17 protein-coding genes are annotated in these 15,317 nt (G+C 59.5%); 15 read left to right on the top strand and 2 right to left on the bottom strand.

The features are described 5' to 3' along the window. Positions 1 to 5: 5 nt before the first annotated feature. The 6 genes from DDA898_RS11940 (at position 6) to DDA898_RS11915 (ending at position 4,395) form a co-directional block, all read left to right on the top strand. The gene (locus DDA898_RS11940; protein WP_033111884.1) at positions 6 to 212 is read left to right on the top strand and encodes a type III secretion system major pilin HrpA; all 207 of its coding nucleotides are present in this window, start codon (positions 6 to 8) and stop codon (positions 210 to 212) included. An 83-nt stretch (positions 213 to 295) separates the two neighbouring features. Continuing rightward, positions 296 to 661, top strand: coding sequence for an EscI/YscI/HrpB family type III secretion system inner rod protein (locus DDA898_RS11935; protein WP_038901331.1), 366 nt, complete (start codon positions 296 to 298; stop codon positions 659 to 661). An 86-nt stretch (positions 662 to 747) separates the two neighbouring features. Next, on the top strand, positions 748 to 1,530 hold the full coding sequence (gene sctJ / locus DDA898_RS11930; RefSeq protein ID WP_033111883.1) for a type III secretion system inner membrane ring lipoprotein SctJ: 783 nt from the start codon (positions 748 to 750) through the stop codon (positions 1,528 to 1,530). 2 nt (positions 1,531 to 1,532) lie between these two features. Further along, positions 1,533 to 2,126 carry a hypothetical protein gene (locus DDA898_RS11925; protein WP_038911278.1) on the top strand — a complete coding sequence of 198 codons (594 nt, stop codon included), beginning with the start codon at positions 1,533 to 1,535 and terminating at the stop codon, positions 2,124 to 2,126. A gap of 92 nt (positions 2,127 to 2,218) precedes the next feature. Further along, positions 2,219 to 2,821, top strand: a complete 603-nt coding sequence (sctL, locus tag DDA898_RS11920) for a type III secretion system stator protein SctL (protein WP_013318119.1) — start codon at positions 2,219 to 2,221, stop codon at positions 2,819 to 2,821. A 260-nt stretch (positions 2,822 to 3,081) separates the two neighbouring features. Continuing rightward, positions 3,082 to 4,395: a lytic murein transglycosylase gene (locus tag DDA898_RS11915; RefSeq protein ID WP_050570259.1), complete on the top strand. Its 1,314-nt coding sequence runs from the start codon at positions 3,082 to 3,084 to the stop codon at positions 4,393 to 4,395. 10 nt (positions 4,396 to 4,405) lie between these two features. On the opposite strand, the gene DDA898_RS11910 is transcribed toward DDA898_RS11915, so the two are convergent. Then, positions 4,406 to 5,566: an alpha/beta hydrolase gene (locus DDA898_RS11910; RefSeq protein ID WP_038911277.1), complete on the bottom strand. Its 1,161-nt coding sequence runs from the start codon at positions 5,564 to 5,566 to the stop codon at positions 4,406 to 4,408. Positions 5,567 to 6,118: 552 nt separating this feature from the next. Here DDA898_RS11910 and DDA898_RS11900 point away from each other — a divergent pair. The 7 genes from DDA898_RS11900 (at position 6,119) to hrpN (ending at position 11,918) form a co-directional block, all read left to right on the top strand. Further along, on the top strand, positions 6,119 to 7,168 hold the full coding sequence (locus DDA898_RS11900; protein WP_013318115.1) for a hypothetical protein: 1,050 nt from the start codon (positions 6,119 to 6,121) through the stop codon (positions 7,166 to 7,168). A gap of 217 nt (positions 7,169 to 7,385) precedes the next feature. Beyond that, a complete protein-coding gene (locus DDA898_RS11895) occupies positions 7,386 to 7,613 on the top strand; it encodes a type III secretion protein HrpF (RefSeq protein WP_013318114.1) in 228 nt (75 codons plus the stop codon). Further along, on the top strand, positions 7,600 to 8,034 hold the full coding sequence (locus DDA898_RS11890; protein WP_038911274.1) for a type III secretion system chaperone: 435 nt from the start codon (positions 7,600 to 7,602) through the stop codon (positions 8,032 to 8,034). The genes DDA898_RS11895 and DDA898_RS11890 overlap by 14 nt, the downstream gene beginning before the upstream one ends. Continuing rightward, the gene (gene sctC, locus DDA898_RS11885) at positions 8,027 to 10,096 is read left to right on the top strand and encodes a type III secretion system outer membrane ring subunit SctC (RefSeq protein WP_013318112.1); all 2,070 of its coding nucleotides are present in this window, start codon (positions 8,027 to 8,029) and stop codon (positions 10,094 to 10,096) included. Before DDA898_RS11890 ends, sctC begins: the two co-directional genes overlap by 8 nt. A 34-nt stretch (positions 10,097 to 10,130) precedes the next feature. Continuing rightward, the gene (gene hrpT, locus DDA898_RS11880) at positions 10,131 to 10,319 is read left to right on the top strand and encodes an HrpT family type III secretion system protein (RefSeq protein ID WP_022633734.1); all 189 of its coding nucleotides are present in this window, start codon (positions 10,131 to 10,133) and stop codon (positions 10,317 to 10,319) included. Then, positions 10,316 to 10,726 (top strand): HrpV family type III secretion system protein, encoded by a 411-nt coding sequence (gene hrpV, locus DDA898_RS11875; protein ID WP_038911273.1) that lies wholly within the window; start codon positions 10,316 to 10,318, stop codon positions 10,724 to 10,726. Before hrpT ends, hrpV begins: the two co-directional genes overlap by 4 nt. A 163-nt stretch (positions 10,727 to 10,889) precedes the next feature. Continuing rightward, the gene (gene hrpN / locus DDA898_RS11870; protein WP_038911271.1) at positions 10,890 to 11,918 is read left to right on the top strand and encodes a harpin HrpN; all 1,029 of its coding nucleotides are present in this window, start codon (positions 10,890 to 10,892) and stop codon (positions 11,916 to 11,918) included. A gap of 159 nt (positions 11,919 to 12,077) precedes the next feature. Here hrpN and DDA898_RS11865 read toward each other — a convergent pair whose 3' ends face one another. After that, the gene (locus DDA898_RS11865; protein WP_013318108.1) at positions 12,078 to 12,479 is read right to left on the bottom strand and encodes a cupin domain-containing protein; all 402 of its coding nucleotides are present in this window, start codon (positions 12,477 to 12,479) and stop codon (positions 12,078 to 12,080) included. Positions 12,480 to 12,828: 349 nt separating this feature from the next. Between DDA898_RS11865 and DDA898_RS11860 the strand changes: the two genes are divergently transcribed. Further along, positions 12,829 to 14,505, top strand: a complete 1,677-nt coding sequence (locus tag DDA898_RS11860; protein WP_038912551.1) for a ShlB/FhaC/HecB family hemolysin secretion/activation protein — start codon at positions 12,829 to 12,831, stop codon at positions 14,503 to 14,505. A gap of 71 nt (positions 14,506 to 14,576) precedes the next feature. Then, positions 14,577 to 15,317 (top strand): filamentous hemagglutinin N-terminal domain-containing protein (locus tag DDA898_RS11855; protein WP_038911270.1); only part of this gene is annotated, 741 nt, incomplete at its 3' end.

Genomic DNA, 15,317 nt, shown 5'->3' with positions numbered 1-15,317 from the left:
TATCTATCATGATGGGACTTTCTAACGCAGCAGCAATGGCAGGCATGCAGTCTCTGGACAAAACCATGGCATCGACCACGGCGATGACCACCGCAGCCCAGGAGCAGAAAATGAAAACCGATGCTATCAGCTCAATCACCGACGGCCAGATGGACTCAGCCACCAAGGCCATGAACTCCGGGCAGAAAGCGGCCAAAGCTATTCAGTTCTGATGTTGTGTAGGTAGTCGACTACCGGGGGGAAGTTCCCCCCGGTTTTTTTGTCAGATGAACATCCATCAAAGAGGAACGGATTCATGATGAAAATCACCCGCGTCAATGAGCTTCAGGGACCGATCGGCGACGGTGAACCGCGCAGCGTTGATATTCCTGCGCAAGCGGATGTGACCTGGTTTAGCGCCGCGATGGAACCCGCTGCGCCGGCAACGCCGACAGCGGACAACAAGGCCTGGCTGGGCGCGCTGGCGGAAAAATCCGATAACCTGGAAAACCTGTTGCAGAAGGCGGAACGTCAGGTAGGTAAAAGCATCAACAGCAATAACCCGAAGGATGTGATGGATGCTACCCGGACGCTGTCCTCGTTTTATCTGGAAAGTTTGCTCAATGCCAAAGTGGTGGCCAAGAGCGTCCAGAGCCTGGAAAAACTGACCAACCTGCAATAGCCAGGATCAAACCCTTAATCAACACATCATGATTACCCAGTCATGATTAATCCAATCATCAACAACTCACAATAAATGGCGCCATGATGAGTAAATCCGTCCTGCACCGATTCCTGACCCTGCTGCTGGCGATGTTAATCGTTGGCTGCGGCGATCGCGTGGAACTCCATCGCGGTCTTTCCGAAAACGATGCCAATGAAGTGATCGCCGCGCTGGGGGGATATCACATCGGGGCGGAAAAGCGCACGGAGAAAACCGGCGTCAGCATTCTGATTGATGTCAAAGACATGGAACGGGCGGTCAATATTCTCAACGCCGCGGGATTGCCCCGCCAGGCCCGCACCAATCTGGGCCAGGTGTTTCAGAAAACCGGTGTGATCTCGACGCCGTTGGAAGAGCGCGCCCGTTACATTTATGCCTTGTCTCAGGAAGTGGAATCCACACTCACGCAAATTGACGGCGTGCTGGTGGCCCGGGTTCATGTTGTGTTGCCTGAGCGTATTGCACCGGGGGAACCCATTCAACCGGCATCCGCCGCGGTATTCATCAAATACCGGCCAGAGCTGGAGCCGGACAGTATCGAACCGCGCATTCGCCGCATGGTGGCCAGCAGTATTCCGGGGCTGGCCGGCAAGAGTGATAAAGACCTGGCCATCGTGTTTGTGCCGGCGGAGCCGTACAAAGACCATATTCCGACCGTGTCGCTGGGGCCGTTCCAACTGACGCCGCAGACCATGACGCAACTGCAGTGGCTGGCTGGCCTGTTGGCGCTGGCGCTGGCCGGGGTGCTGGGCTGGCGCTTCGGCAAGCCCTGGTGGGAACAACAGCGGGCGCGCAGGAAACCGGCGCAACCGGACGCGGGGGCCTGAGCATGATACGTGTAGCCGATGACAACGATGCCCTGCGCTGGAGCCGCTGGTGGTGTTATGGCTGCCTGCGGCAAGCGGACCCGAGCTGGCTGGACGCGACGGTTTTCAGCGAGGACGAGATGGCGCTGGCGCCGGTGCACCATACCGCGATGCGCCGTCGTCTCGGTGTGGCCGAGGTGCTTCCCCCCGCGCCGGAGAGTGCGCTGCTGCAACTCGGACAACTGGATGCGGGGCGGCGGCGCCAGGTGTTGCTGCTGATGGCGGCGGTATGCCGCGAAACGCCGGGCGAACTGCCGGAGACGCTGGCCGTCTGGTGCCGGCGACTGGCGAAGGCGCTGCGTCCCGGCCTGTGGCTGCCGCCGACGCTGACGTTTGACCGGCACCGGGAGCAGGACGCGCTGACTATCCTGCGCTGCCGCTTCCCGCAAGCCTGTTGGTCGCGGCTGCAACTGTTGTACCCGCGCGACTGGCGCGACGGCGCCGGTCAGCCGCCGGGCGGGGCATTGCCCGCCAGCCGTATCGTCAGCCTGTGCGATGCCATCATCTGGAAAGCGACGGACGGCAACCCAGCGGGGCATGAGGTCGGTTCAGTATAAAATAATTTACCATCTAAACTATATTGATAGTGAGTTATCAATTGGCGGTAAGTTATCAATCGTAAGCATCATCGACATCACGGAGAGAGAGTATGTTGACCAGACGGTGTTTAAAACTGGTGGCTGGTACGGATGTGCAGGAAGCAGAACTGATCCGGGTTGAACAATTGCAGCAGCATCAGCGTGGGCTGGCGGTAATGGCGGAAGCACGGCAACAGGCGGATGCGTTGCTGGATGAAGCGCGCCAGCAGGCGCACGAGGCCATCGCCGTCGCTACCGGTCAGGCGGAACAGCAATTCTGGCGGCAGGCGGATGAGATACTGCGCGGCTGGCAGCAGGAACGCGAGCAGATGGAAAACTGGCTGGTGGCGCGATGCGGCCAGTTGCTGACCGACGCGATGACCCAGATTCTCAAAGCGGTGCCCGACGCCGAACGTTACCCTGCGCTGTTGCGTCAGTTGCTGCGCACACAGGGCGGAGAAGGGCGCGGCACGCTGTATTGTCACCCCGACAGCCAGGCGGATGTCGCCGCCTGGCTCACCGAGCACAGCCACCTGGGCTGGAAACTCAGCAGCGACGACGCACTGGCGCAGGACACCCTGAAACTGATCACCGCGCAGGGCGTGATGACGCTGAGTTGGCAACGGGCGGTCGAGCAACTGCTGCCACAAACGGAGATGTTATCGCTCAACTGAGTGCGGTGACGAGAGCAGAAGCAGGCGGCAATACGTCGTTACGAAAGCACATGCAATACTACGGATAACGTCTGTCAGTGACACTTATGTCAGCGGTTGTCTGTATATTCCCACGCGTTGCGGCACTATTACTGTAAGAGGAATTGCTCGCTGCCAGGGCGACGCCCGGTCCCATACCATAATCCCGGTAACGATAATCCCGGTAATGATAAGGGTGCCGGCCGGCCTGGGCATGTCTCTGTCTCTGATGGAATAGTCAAATGGTCAATAACAGAATGCAGACATCACCAATGATGTCGATGGCAAGGGTGCTGGTGGTGGTGCTAGGCGCCGGGTTGTTAAGTTCATGCGCTCACAGGCCTACTCCGCCCGGCGAATGCCGGAATATTGATAGCTTGCTGAAATCGCACGGTATTACTGACGCGCCCGCGGGGCTGCCTACGCCTGACGAAAGCGTTGAACAGTGGGAAGCCGCGCTGCGTCAGCAGGCGCTTTCTCAGGGCATCACAGCCGACACCTTTGATAAGGCGTTTGCTGGTTTTACCCCGGACAGCGATGTCGTGGCTGCCACGCAAAAGCAGCCTGAGCTGGTTACGCCGGTGTGGACCTATATTGAGCAACGGGTAACGCCGGAGAACATTACGCAGGGGAAAACGCTGCTTAAGCAATACGCGAAGGTGACGGCCCGCATCGAGCAGCGCTATCAGGTTGAACCGCCGCTGCTGTTCGCTTTTCTCTCCATCGAAAGTGGTTATGGCGCCAACACCGGCGATAAAGCGGTGATTCGCTCGCTGGCCACGCTGGATTACTACAATTATCGCCGGGCGTTTAACCGACAGAATTTAATCGCCGCGTTACGCATGATTCAAAACGGCGATGCACGGCCAGAGCAGATAAAAGGGTCCTGGGCCGGGGCGATGGGGATGCCGCAGTTCATACCGACCTCTTACCTGCAATACGCGGTGGATTTTGACGGCGATCGCCGCCCCGATATCTGGACCTCGTTCCCGGACACGCTGGCGTCGGTGGCGAACTATATGCAGCAGGCTAAGTGGAAAGCGGGCGTACCCTGGGGGTTTGAAGTGAATCTGCCCGCCGGTTTTGATTATTCCCTTTCCGGTTTGGATAACCAGAAAACCGTCGCCGACTGGCAGGCGCTCGGGGTGAGAGCCTCGGTGCCCAGAGATCTGGCATCGCTGTCTTCTGAGAACGCCTCGATATTGCTGCCGGTCGGCAAGAATGGCCCGGCGTTTCTGGTGACGGCCAATTACCGCGCTATCCTGCGCTATAACAATTACCTGTCTTATGCGCTGACCGTTGGCCTGCTGTCGGATAACTACCAGCACGATACGCCGGTGCTCAAGCCCTGGCCGCGTCAGGAAACGCCGTTAACTCGCAAAGAGCGCGAGGCGCTGCAAATTCTGCTACAGGAAAAACAGCTGTATCAGGGCGCTATCGACGGCAACATTGGCCGCGGCACCACGCAGGCGATCCGCACCTACCAGCAGCAGCAAGGGCTGCCGGCGGATGGCTACCCCGACCATGCCTTGCTTGACCGGCTGCGCTGTGGTTAAACGCCGACCTTCAGCGCGCCGTCACGATATCGTGCGCCGTTCGTACCAGCAGGTCGGCGCACGATGTCGTCATCGGCCCCAACAGGCCGTGGATGCCGAGAGTATGCCCGACGTCCGGCAGCAGGGTGATATCGACATGCGGGAAGCGGTGTTTGACGCGCTCGAACCGTGCCGCTTCGGCGGCGGCGTTCACCTGGGTGTCCATCATGCCGAAATAACAGAGCACCCGGCTTTGACAGCGTGCCAGATGCTCAATTTCCGGCGTCTCATTCTGATACCACTGTTTCCACCAGGCATAGGATGACTGGGTGAACGGTGCGTCGGCCGGCCAGGGTTCCCGATCGTCGTGGCGTAAGGTGATGTCGCGCTGCTGCTCGAAACTGGCCTGCAGCCTGGCGGTCATGCCGTCGAAATCCACCCCATCCCAGTATCCCTTATAGGGCAGCAGGCTACTGATAGGTTGCAGGAACGCCAGTGGGCTGTGGCCGAATCCGTTTTTTAGATCCTCCAGCGTGAGCCGGTCGCCGGTATGGGGAATCGCCTTAAGCCAGGCGACGGTGCGGTGGATGAGCTGCCATTCCATCAACTGCTTCATGGAGCAGAAGGTCGGTGAAACCAGCATCAGGGCTTTGGCGGCGACCGGGTAATGCGCCACCATGCGGCTGATATTAATAGCGCCTTCGGAATGGCCCAGCAGAATAAGGTTATGCCGGTCGATGTGCGGCAGCCCGACGGCATACTGACAGAGCGTGTAGAGATCGTCGTATTGGCTTTGCGGGGTCACCGTCTGCCGGACGGCGGCATCGATAAACAACCGCCGATAAGCCAGCTCGCGGTTGAACAGGTATTCCGGGTTATCCAGCGTTTTATCGCGCAGGTGGCCTTTGACGCCGCGGCCATCGAACCGCAGCACCGCCAGTCCGGCGGCCAGGAAGTCCTGCGCCAGACAGGTAAAGACAAAATCCGCCTGGGTGCCGCTGTCGCCGATCAGATAGTGGCGGTCGTGCATGCCGCTGCCGGGCGCCAGCACCACCAGCGGATACACGCCCGCCGGCGTCTGCGGATAGTTGATCTGACCGGTCAGGGTCGCGTTCCCATCCTGCGAGCGCAAGGCAAACGGATGCGCCGGGTAGGTTTCATTCAGTTCGTCATTTTCAAGATAGCTTTTCACGGGAATTGCTCCTGATTGCCCGGCACGCTGTCCGCCAGTGTAAGCCGGCGGATACCCCACCGTATTGCGCCGGCGCAGATCCGCCCGGTTTTTCTGTCGCCGTTCCTGGTTTTTCTATCGCCGTTATAGCCGGGCCTGTTCTGTGTTTTCCTCCGTTCACTCTGCTTATCATCCCCCCTTTTTTCGGCCGCATTTTCCCGCTGGGCGCCCACACAACCTCCGCGACGTTAACCGGCGAGCGCCATCCTGTAGTCTGCACTCGTTCAGCGCCGCCAGTCAGCTAAGAGGTTGTTGTGGAAGGTTGGCGCTGCACTGAACCGTTATCGCAATGGACGCGGTGTCGCAGGCCCTGTGCCGTCGACAATGGACTTCATTCCGCTTATCCGGGCGCGAGCGTTCCCGGCCTCCCTGTTTTCTCTGGCGTGTTTGTCCGGGCCTGTTCGCCGTCGTTACGGCCTGAATTCGCGTTGTTCTGACTCAGCATGCCGGCCTTTGCCCCGCTACATTGCCTACACCACAGATCTTAATCGATTTAAAACCAAGGAGTTAGACATGGAAAAAGTACTAATCTGGTTCTGCGGCACCGGCACCACCAAACAGGATTTTCTCGCCAACGTCGAAATCAGCGGCTTCAGCGCCGTGGTCGCCATTGACGGCATCGGCACCGCCGCCATGCTGACCAAAACCCAGGCGCTGGCAAAACGCGCCAGCTGGGGCGGCAGCTTTGTGGATATGAGCGAAACGCTGGGCGTGCTCTACGATCAGGTCAACGGTTATGACGACCGCGCCGGCGTGGTGACGCTGGACAGCCTGTTCCCGCTGGTGGATTACCTGAAAACGCTGAAGGAGTACCAACTGGTGGTCGGCGGGCATAGCCGCGGGGCCGCGGTCGGCTTAACCGAGTTTCTGGCCGAGTTGTATCATCTGGCGGTGCGGAATCAGGCCGCCGGCGTCTGGGCCAACGCAAAAACCATCCGGCTGGTGGTGGTGGACCCGGTGCAGGGGCAGCAGGACTCCGACAAGGACACCAACGCGTTTAATGCGATTCTCAAAGATAAAACCCTCGCCCAGATTCTGGCCGAGCTGGAAACCAAATGGTTCGGCGGACGGGAAGTGTTCGACACGCTGGTGTACAGCGCTCGCTATGACGCCCGTTCCAGTTTTGCCTTCGATTCCCGCTGGTATCGCTTCATCACCGAGCAGATGGGCAAACAGGCCGGCCCGGCCAAACGCGCCAAACTGGTGATGGCCGGTTTCCGCCATTCGGCGCCGGTCAGCAAAGAGGATGAAATCTCCGCGCTGTATCAGGGCAAAGGCGTGGCGCCGATCGCGTTTTTGCAACAGCTGGTGTCGTTCGACCCCAACTGGGAACAATCGGCCCGTCTGTTGAGCCAGATTGAAAACGGTTATCTCGACCAGCTTGCCGCCGGCGCGAAAACCGACCTGATCAGCCAGTTGGACAAGCAGACCAGCCTGCTGTCCTACGGCATCACCGGCCTGATCGGCGGTAAATCGTTGCAGAAAACGCTGGCGTCGGATAACCCGCAGAAACCGGAATACCGCCGTTTTTACCGCTATCAGTATGGTAAGACGACGTTTTAACGCGCCTCTACCGTAGGCTAAACGAGCAGGCCGTTCCGTCAGGTACGGCCTGTTTTCATCTTATTTATTCGCATGTATTGCACTTCCGGGCGCCACCGTTTTCCGCCCATCTTTCCCCCACTCAAATGGAACCGCCGTCGCTCCCCGGCCACACAACTGCAGGCCAACCATATCTGTTCAACAACCATACCAGCTCAACCAACGGGGGTACGTAATCATGTCTTCATCTTCACCTATTCAGCGCCGGTTGGACGGTGCGTTTGTCGATGCGCAGTCCCGGCTCGACGAGATGGCACTGAACGTCTCGGAGGGAGAGGTCAGCGCGGCGGATAGCTATGCCTTTTATGAGGCCAGTATGGACTACTCGAACGCCAACTGGGCCGCCGGGCAGATGCTGAGCGTCAAGCATGGTCTGGCAAAGGCCATCATCAATGACTTCAACTGAGTTGATCGGGGTCATCGAACGCTGGCTCAACAGCGCCGCGGGCCAGCTGACGCTGCATATTGACGGCAGCCCGGTGGTGTTGACCCGTTATCACGACGGTGTGGGCTGCTCCGCCGTCGTCACGCTGCCGGTCAAGGTGGATGACCGGCTGTTGCACAAGGCGCTGCGCTATTCGTCGGCCGCCGTGCTGCGACTGGGCATGGACGCTGCCGCCCTCTGCTGGTCCGCCGCCGACGAGCAATTATGGTTACTGATGCGACGCGAGCCGGATGACCCGATTCGGCTGTGTCGTTCAATGGAAGCGCTGGTTAATCAGCGGGATGTCTGGCAGAGCCTGTTGGTGCCGTTGGCCAGACCGGCATCGCCGCCGCCGCTGAATTTGAAAACACTGGCTTTTTTGCAAGGAGATCAGCATGCGTAACGCGCTGTATGCACTATTGTTCAACCTCTACCGCCTGTTCTGCTGGTCGCTGGTGCTGATGGGGATGTTGCCCATCGCGCACGCGGCGACGCCGCCCGACTGGAGCAAAGGCGCGTATGCCTATTCCGCCGAGCAGACGCCGCTGTCGGCAGTGTTGCAGGATTTCGCCAATAGCCACGGCGTCGATCTGGTGCTGGGCAACATTCAGGACATTAACGTCGAGGCCAAAATCCGCGCCGACAATGCGGTGGCGTTTCTGGACCGGCTGGCGCTGGAGCACCGTTTTCAGTGGTTCGTCTACAACAATGTGCTGTACGTCAGCCCGCAGGATGAGCAGACATCGGTGCGCATTGAAGTGTCGCAGGATGCGGCGCCGGATATGAAACAGGCGCTGACCGGCATTGGCTTGCTGGATTCGCGTTTTGGCTGGGGAGAACTGCCGGAAGAGGGCGTGGTGCTGGTCACCGGCCCGGCGGAGTACGTCAACCTGATTCGTAACTTCAGCCAGCAACGCGAAACCAAGGAAGATCGCCGCAAAGTGATGATTTTTCCGCTGCGTTATGCCTCGGTGTCGGATCGCACCATTCAGTATCGCGATCAACGTCTGGTGATCCCCGGCGTGGCGACCATTCTGAATGAATTGATGGATGGCAACCGGAACACACCTGCCGGCGCGTCGGCCGCCGCCAGCGGCATGGGCAACGACGGCGCGATGGCGGCGGCCAGCGGCGGCGGGCAAGATGCCAGTCAGGCGATTGAACTCAATGCCCGCGCCATGCTGGCCCGGTTGGCGACACGATCCAGCGGTGGCGCGACGGCCGCCGCCCGTAAAAAAGATCAACTTAACGGCAAGGTATCGGCGGATGTGCGTAATAACGCGCTGCTGATCCGCGACGACGAAAAGCGTCGGGATGAATACCAGCAACTGATCGACAAGATCGACGTGCCGCAAAATCTGGTCAATATCGATGCGATCATCCTGGATGTCGATCGCACCGCGCTCTCCCGGCTGGAGGCCAACTGGCAGGGCAAGCTGGGCGCGGTCACCGGCGGCGCCAACATGATGTCTGGCTCCAGCACGCTGTTTGTCAGCGATTTCAAACGCTTCTTCGCCGATATTCAGGCGCTGGAAGGGGAAGGTACCGCGTCGATTGTCGCCAATCCGTCGGTGCTGACGCTGGAAAACCAGCCCGCGGTGATCGACTTCAGCCGCACCGCCTTTATCACCGCCACCGGTGAGCGGGTGGCTAATGTGCAGCCGGTGACCGCCGGCACCAGTCTGCAGGTAACGCCGCGCGTGGTCGGCCGCGGCAGCCTGAGCAGCATTCAACTGGTGATCGACATTGAAGACGGTCAGGTGGAAACCAATACCGAAGGCACCGCCTCCGGCGTGAAGCGCGGCACCGTCAGCACGCAGGCGTTGATCGGCGAAAATCGGGCGCTGGTGCTGGGTGGGTTCCACGTGGAAGAGAGCGGCGATCGTGATAAGCGCGTGCCGCTGCTGGGCGATATTCCCTGGATCGGCAAACTGTTCACCTCGCGCCAGCATGAAGTGTCTCGCCGCGAACGGCTGTTCATTCTTACCCCGCACCTGATTGGCGATCAGAACGATCCCACCCGATTCGTGTCGGCGGATAACCGTCGCCAGCTCAACGACGCCATGGGGCGCGTGGCGCAGCGCAACAGCAAAACCGATCTGTTCAGCGTGGTTGAGAGCGCCATGCGCGAGCTGGCCAGCGGCCAGACGCCCGCCGGATTCACCATCGACGGCAGTGGGGCGCGCCTGTCGGAGTTTTGCCGCACGTCGCCGTCGCTGAGTTATCAGAGCAACCGGCATCAGTGGTACAGCAATTTGACCCTCAGTCTGGCGGTGGGGGTGGTGAAAAACATCGGTACTCGCCCTCAGCGCTTTGACGAAGCCAACTGCGCCAGCAGTCGCACGCTGGCGGTGGCCGCGTGGCCGAAAACCACGCTGGCGCCCGGCGAATCCACCGAGGTGTATCTGGCGCTGTTACCGGCCAAAAACGCGCAGCCATCACGCGCGTCACTGATTAAACCCTGACGATTTACCATCATAGCCTTTAGGGAGAAAAGCCATGCGTTATCAAACACTTCTGGTGCTGTGCGGTTCGCTGCTGCTCAGCGCCTGTGCCGCCCGTGCGCCGCTGGGCGCCTGCGATTCGGTCAGTTGCCGCCCCGAGCCGGATAACCGGCAGATGGTGATCTGGTGGCAGACGGACATGCGCCCCGGCGCCGCCGATTTTACCCGGGTGAGCGTGCTATGACGGACGGCATCGAGGTTTTCGACACCGTTACGGCCTTTATGGCGGCGATGAGCCGGCACCAGGCGGCACGCTGGTCGCCGCAATCCGGCGTCGACCTGGTGTTTCAGTACGGCGATATCGGCCGTGAACTGATGTTGCAGATTCAACCGGGGCAACAGTATCCCGGCATGGTACGTGGCGTGCTCGGCCGTCGTCATCAACAGGCGGCGGAGTGCGATGGTTGCCACCTGTGCCTGAACGGCAGCGATGTGTTGATCCTCTGGTGGCCGTTACCGCCGGCGCCCGATACCTACCCGCAAGTGATGGAGCGCCTGTTCGAGCTGGCGGGTCTGTCGCTGCCGTCGGTTTCAGCGGATCGGGCGGTACGCCCGCAACCCGGTGTCGGCATGGTTCGATCGTTGGGGTAACAACGGTTGCTTTTTTTGCGGCGAACCGGCGACGGCAGGGAACCGTTTCACCGCTGGCGTCACTCATTAACCAGTATCCATCATGATGCCCGCATCGGGATCGGAGCGGGCATCCGTTGCAGATACTTTTGTGAACACCTGACATGAATGAGGAAACGAAATTATGCAAATTACGATCAAAGCGCACATCGGCGGTGATTTGGGCGTCTCCGGCCTGGGCCTGGGTGCTCAGGGTCTGAAGGGACTGAACTCCGCGACGTCATCCCTGGGTTCCAGCCTGGACAAACTCAGCGGCACCATCGATAAGCTGACCTCTGCGTTGACGTCGATGATGTTTGGCGGCGCGCTGTCGCAGGGGATGGGTTCCGGTTTGGCGCGTGGTGCAGGCAACCAGCTTGGTGCGTCGCTCAATACCTTTGGTAGCGGCGCACAAGGCGCAGGCAACGTGCTTTCCAAACCGCAATCCGGCAGCGATGCCTTGTCAAAAATGTTTGATAAAGCGCTGGACGATCTGCTGGGCCATGACACCGTGACCAAGCTGACTAACCAGAGCAACCAACTGGCTAATTCATTGCTGAATGCCAGCCAGATGACCCAGGGTAATATGAATGCCTTCGGCAGCGGTCTGAACGACGCACTGTCGTCGATTCTGGGCAACGGCCTGGGTCAGGCGATGGGCGGTTTCTCGCCGTTGTCGCTGGGTGCCGGCGGTTTGCAGGGCCTGAGCGGCGCCGGCTCGTTCAGCCAACTGGGTAACGCCATCGGTATGGGCGTTGGTCAGAATGCGGCGCTGAATGCGCTGAGCAATGTCAGCACCCATGTCGACGGCAACAACCGTAATTTCGTGGATAAAGAAGATCGTGGCCTGGCGAAAGAGATCGGCCAGTTTATGGATCAGTATCCGGAAATTTTTGGTAAACCACAGTATCAGAAAGATGGCTGGAGTTCAGCGAAAACTGACGACAAATCCTGGGCCAAAGCGCTGAGCAAACCGGATGATGACGGCATGACCGGCGCCAGCATGGACAAATTCCGTCAGGCGCTGGGCATGATCAAAAGCGCCGTGGCGGGCGATACCGGCAACACCAACCTGAACCTGCGTGGAGCGGGCGGCGCATCGTTGGGTATCGATGCCGCGGTAGTCGGCGACAAGATCGCCAACATGTCGCTGGGTAAGCTGGCTCACGCCTGATACGCCGAGGCGGTTGCCCGATAAATCGGAAACGAAAAAAGAGACAGGGCAGCCTGTCTCTTTTCTTTTTGGAGTCTGGCGCTGTTGGGAAACCGAGTGGTTTCCTGAAACCGGGTTTTGGGCTGAAAAACGCGCCGAGCGGCGCAACCTGGCCCCGCCTTATTCGTTGTCATCCACCACCTGGTATAAACGCACATTTTCCCGTTCATTGGCGTCGTTGCGCGCCACAATCGCGATGGCGTCCTCCTCATCGCTCAGGTTGCGGGGCTGATGAGGCACGCCGGGCGGAATATAAAGAAACTCGCCGGCCAGATGAAGGCAGGTCTGTGATAAATCGGTGCCGTAACGCGTTTCGATCCGGCCCTTCAGCAGATAGATCGCGGTTTCGTAATCAACGTGGTAGTGCGGTTCCGCCTCCGCCCCGGCGGGGATCACCACGATATTCATGGAGATGTGTTTGGCGCCGACGGTATCGCGGGAAATACCGACAAAATAAGGCAGTTTTTGCGTTGTATCCGTGGCGTGATCCGGCCGGACAATCTTGAGTTGGTTAGTCATCATTTTTCTCCGTCTGGTGCTGTTACCCGAAATAATCAGTTCTGCAAATGAGACAGTGGCGGAGAGATCTCACAGAATGGTTCGCTTAAAAAGCGAACAGTTGTTACATCTGATGAAAATTCAGTTTCCTTATTTTTACATTTTCTCCCGCCATACCTCATGACGTTAGCGATGCTTTTTAGGTTTTCTTTTTATAGGAAATTAAATTAGTTATTTAAAATCAGTTGCTTGATTTTAATATTCCCGTTTTTACTGTCAGCTGAATTGTAAGTTTTTGTATTGTTTTTGAAAGGAATGCGCATTATTATTTCGGCAATTTTTACCATCTGTTTCTATTACATGGACGTGCATGATGTTTGTCAGTAGCAGGAAAACTGGCCTGATCGTCTGTTTTTCCCTCATCGGTTATACCGCCTCTGCGTTTTCCGCATCGTTGAACCCGGCGGAGCGAAACGAAACCCAGCAACGCCAGTCGGAAGTGATTGAGCAATCTCGCCAGCAGCGGGAAGCATTACAGCAATTAAACAATATCGTGCAGGCGCCGCTGAAAGCGGACAATGCGCTGCAAGGCCCCTGTTTTACCCTGCGCGAAATCCGCTTTAATCACAGTACGTTGCTGGGCCAGCGCGACCAGACGGCGCTGACCGCCAGCTACCTTAATCGCTGTAATAATCTTGAGCAGATCAACCAGTTGATGCATGACGTCAGCAACTGGTACATCCAGCGCGGCTACATCACCAGCCGGGCGTTTCTGAGCGAACAGGATCTGTCTGGCGGCGTGCTGCAACTGGAGATCCTGGAAGGGCGGCTGGAAAAGATCACCATCAATAACCAGACGGAACGGATGACCCGCACCGCGTTTCCGGCGCGGGAAGGGGAGATCCTGAACCTGCGCGATATTGAACAAGGCATGGAGCAGATGAACCGCATGCCGTCTCAGCAGGTCACGATCGAGATTCTGCCGGGCAGTCAGCCGGGGTATTCGGTGGTGAACCTGACCCGCGAGGCGCACCTGCCGTTCACCGGCGGCGTCACCTTCGATAACAGCGGACAAAAAAGCACCGGCGAACAGCAGCTCAACGGCAGTCTGGCGCTGGATAACCTGTTCGGCGTGGCCGACCAGTGGTTTATCAGCGCCGGCCACAGTAGCCGTTTTGCCACCAGCCACGATGCGGAAAGCCTGCAGGCCGGTTTCTCTATGCCGTATGGTTACTGGAACCTGGGTTACAGCTACTCCCAAAGCCGTTATCGCAATACGTTCATCAGCCGCGATTTTCCCTGGCATTCCACCGGCGACAGCGATACCCATCGGCTATCGCTGTCCCGCGTGGTGTTCCGCAACGGCACCATGAAAACCGCCATCGCCGGAACACTCAGCCAGCGCACCGGCAATAACTACCTCAACGGGACGCTATTGCCGTCCAGCAGCCGCAAGCTGAGCAGCGTGTCGCTCGGCGTCAACCACAGTCAGAAACTGTGGGGCGGGCTGGCGACCTTCAACCCGACTTACAACCGCGGCGTGCGTTGGCTTGGCGCGGAAACCGACACCGATAAAAGCGCGGACGAACCGCGAGCCGAGTTCAACAAATGGACGCTGTCGGCCAGCTATTACTACCCCCTTACCGACAGCATTACTTACCTCGGCAGCCTGTACGGCCAGTACTCGGCCCGCGCGCTTTACGGCAGCGAGCAGATGACGCTGGGCGGGGAATCCTCCGTGCGCGGATTCCGCGAGCAGTACACCTCCGGCAACCGGGGCGCCTACTGGCGTAACGAATTGAACTGGCAGGCATGGCAACTGCCGGTGCTGGGCAACGTCACCTTCATGGCGGCGGTCGATGGCGGTCATCTTTATAACCATAAACAGGATGACTCGACGGCGGCCTCATTATGGGGCGGCGCCGTCGGCGTAACCGTTGCCAGCCGCTGGCTGAGCCAGCAGGTAACGGTGGGGTGGCCGATTTCCTATCCGGCATGGTTACAGCCCGACACCGTGGTGGTGGGTTATCGGGTGGGTTTGTCGTTCTAACACATGTAATAAATCAACATTTTTTCAATGCTTTCATGGTATTGAGTTTTTCATGCAGCAGGAGTTCAGGGATGAAAGCGGTGAAGGTGAAGACGTCGCAGCGGGTGATGGCGTGGGGGCTGGTGTGGCTGACGGGGCTGCAGCCGCTGCTGCCGGCATGGGCGGCGGGGGTGACGGTGGCGTCGGGGAACACGGCGCTGGAGGCGGCGGGCAACGGGGTGCCGGTGGTGAACATCGCCACGCCGGACGCCGCGGGGCTGTCGCACAACCGCTACCACGACTTCAACGTCGACAACCGCGGCCTTATCCTCAACAACGGCACCGCGCAACTGACCCCGAGCCAGCTGGGCGGGCTGCTGCAGAACAACCCCAACCTGAACGGGCGCGCCGCCTCGGCCATCCTCAACGAGGTGGTGTCGCCGAACCGCAGCCGGCTGGCGGGCTACCTGGAGGTGGCGGGTCAGTCGGCGAACGTGGTGGTGGCGAACCCGTACGGCATCACCTGCAGCGGCTGCGGCTTTCTCAACACCCCGCGCCTTACCCTGACCACCGGCACCCCGCGGTTTGACGCGGCGGGGCGGCTTGACGGGCTGGACGTGCGCGGCGGGGACATCCTGATAGACGGGGCGGGACTGGACGCGAGCGGGAGCGACTACTTTGCGCTGATAGCGCGCACGGCGAGCCTGCAGGCGGGGCTGAGCGCGCGGGACGCGCGGGTGGTGCTGGGGGCGAACCGGGTGGACGCGGCCGGGCGGGTGACGGCGCAGACGGGCGAGGGGCCGTCGCCGGCGCTGGCGCTGGACACCGGGGCA

This window comes from Dickeya dadantii NCPPB 898 (assembly GCF_000406145.1).
In the GTDB taxonomy this organism is placed as follows: Bacteria; Pseudomonadota; Gammaproteobacteria; order Enterobacterales; family Enterobacteriaceae; genus Dickeya; species Dickeya dadantii.
Note: the sequence above shows the minus strand (reverse complement) of the source record. Positions and strands in the feature narration are given on the sequence as shown.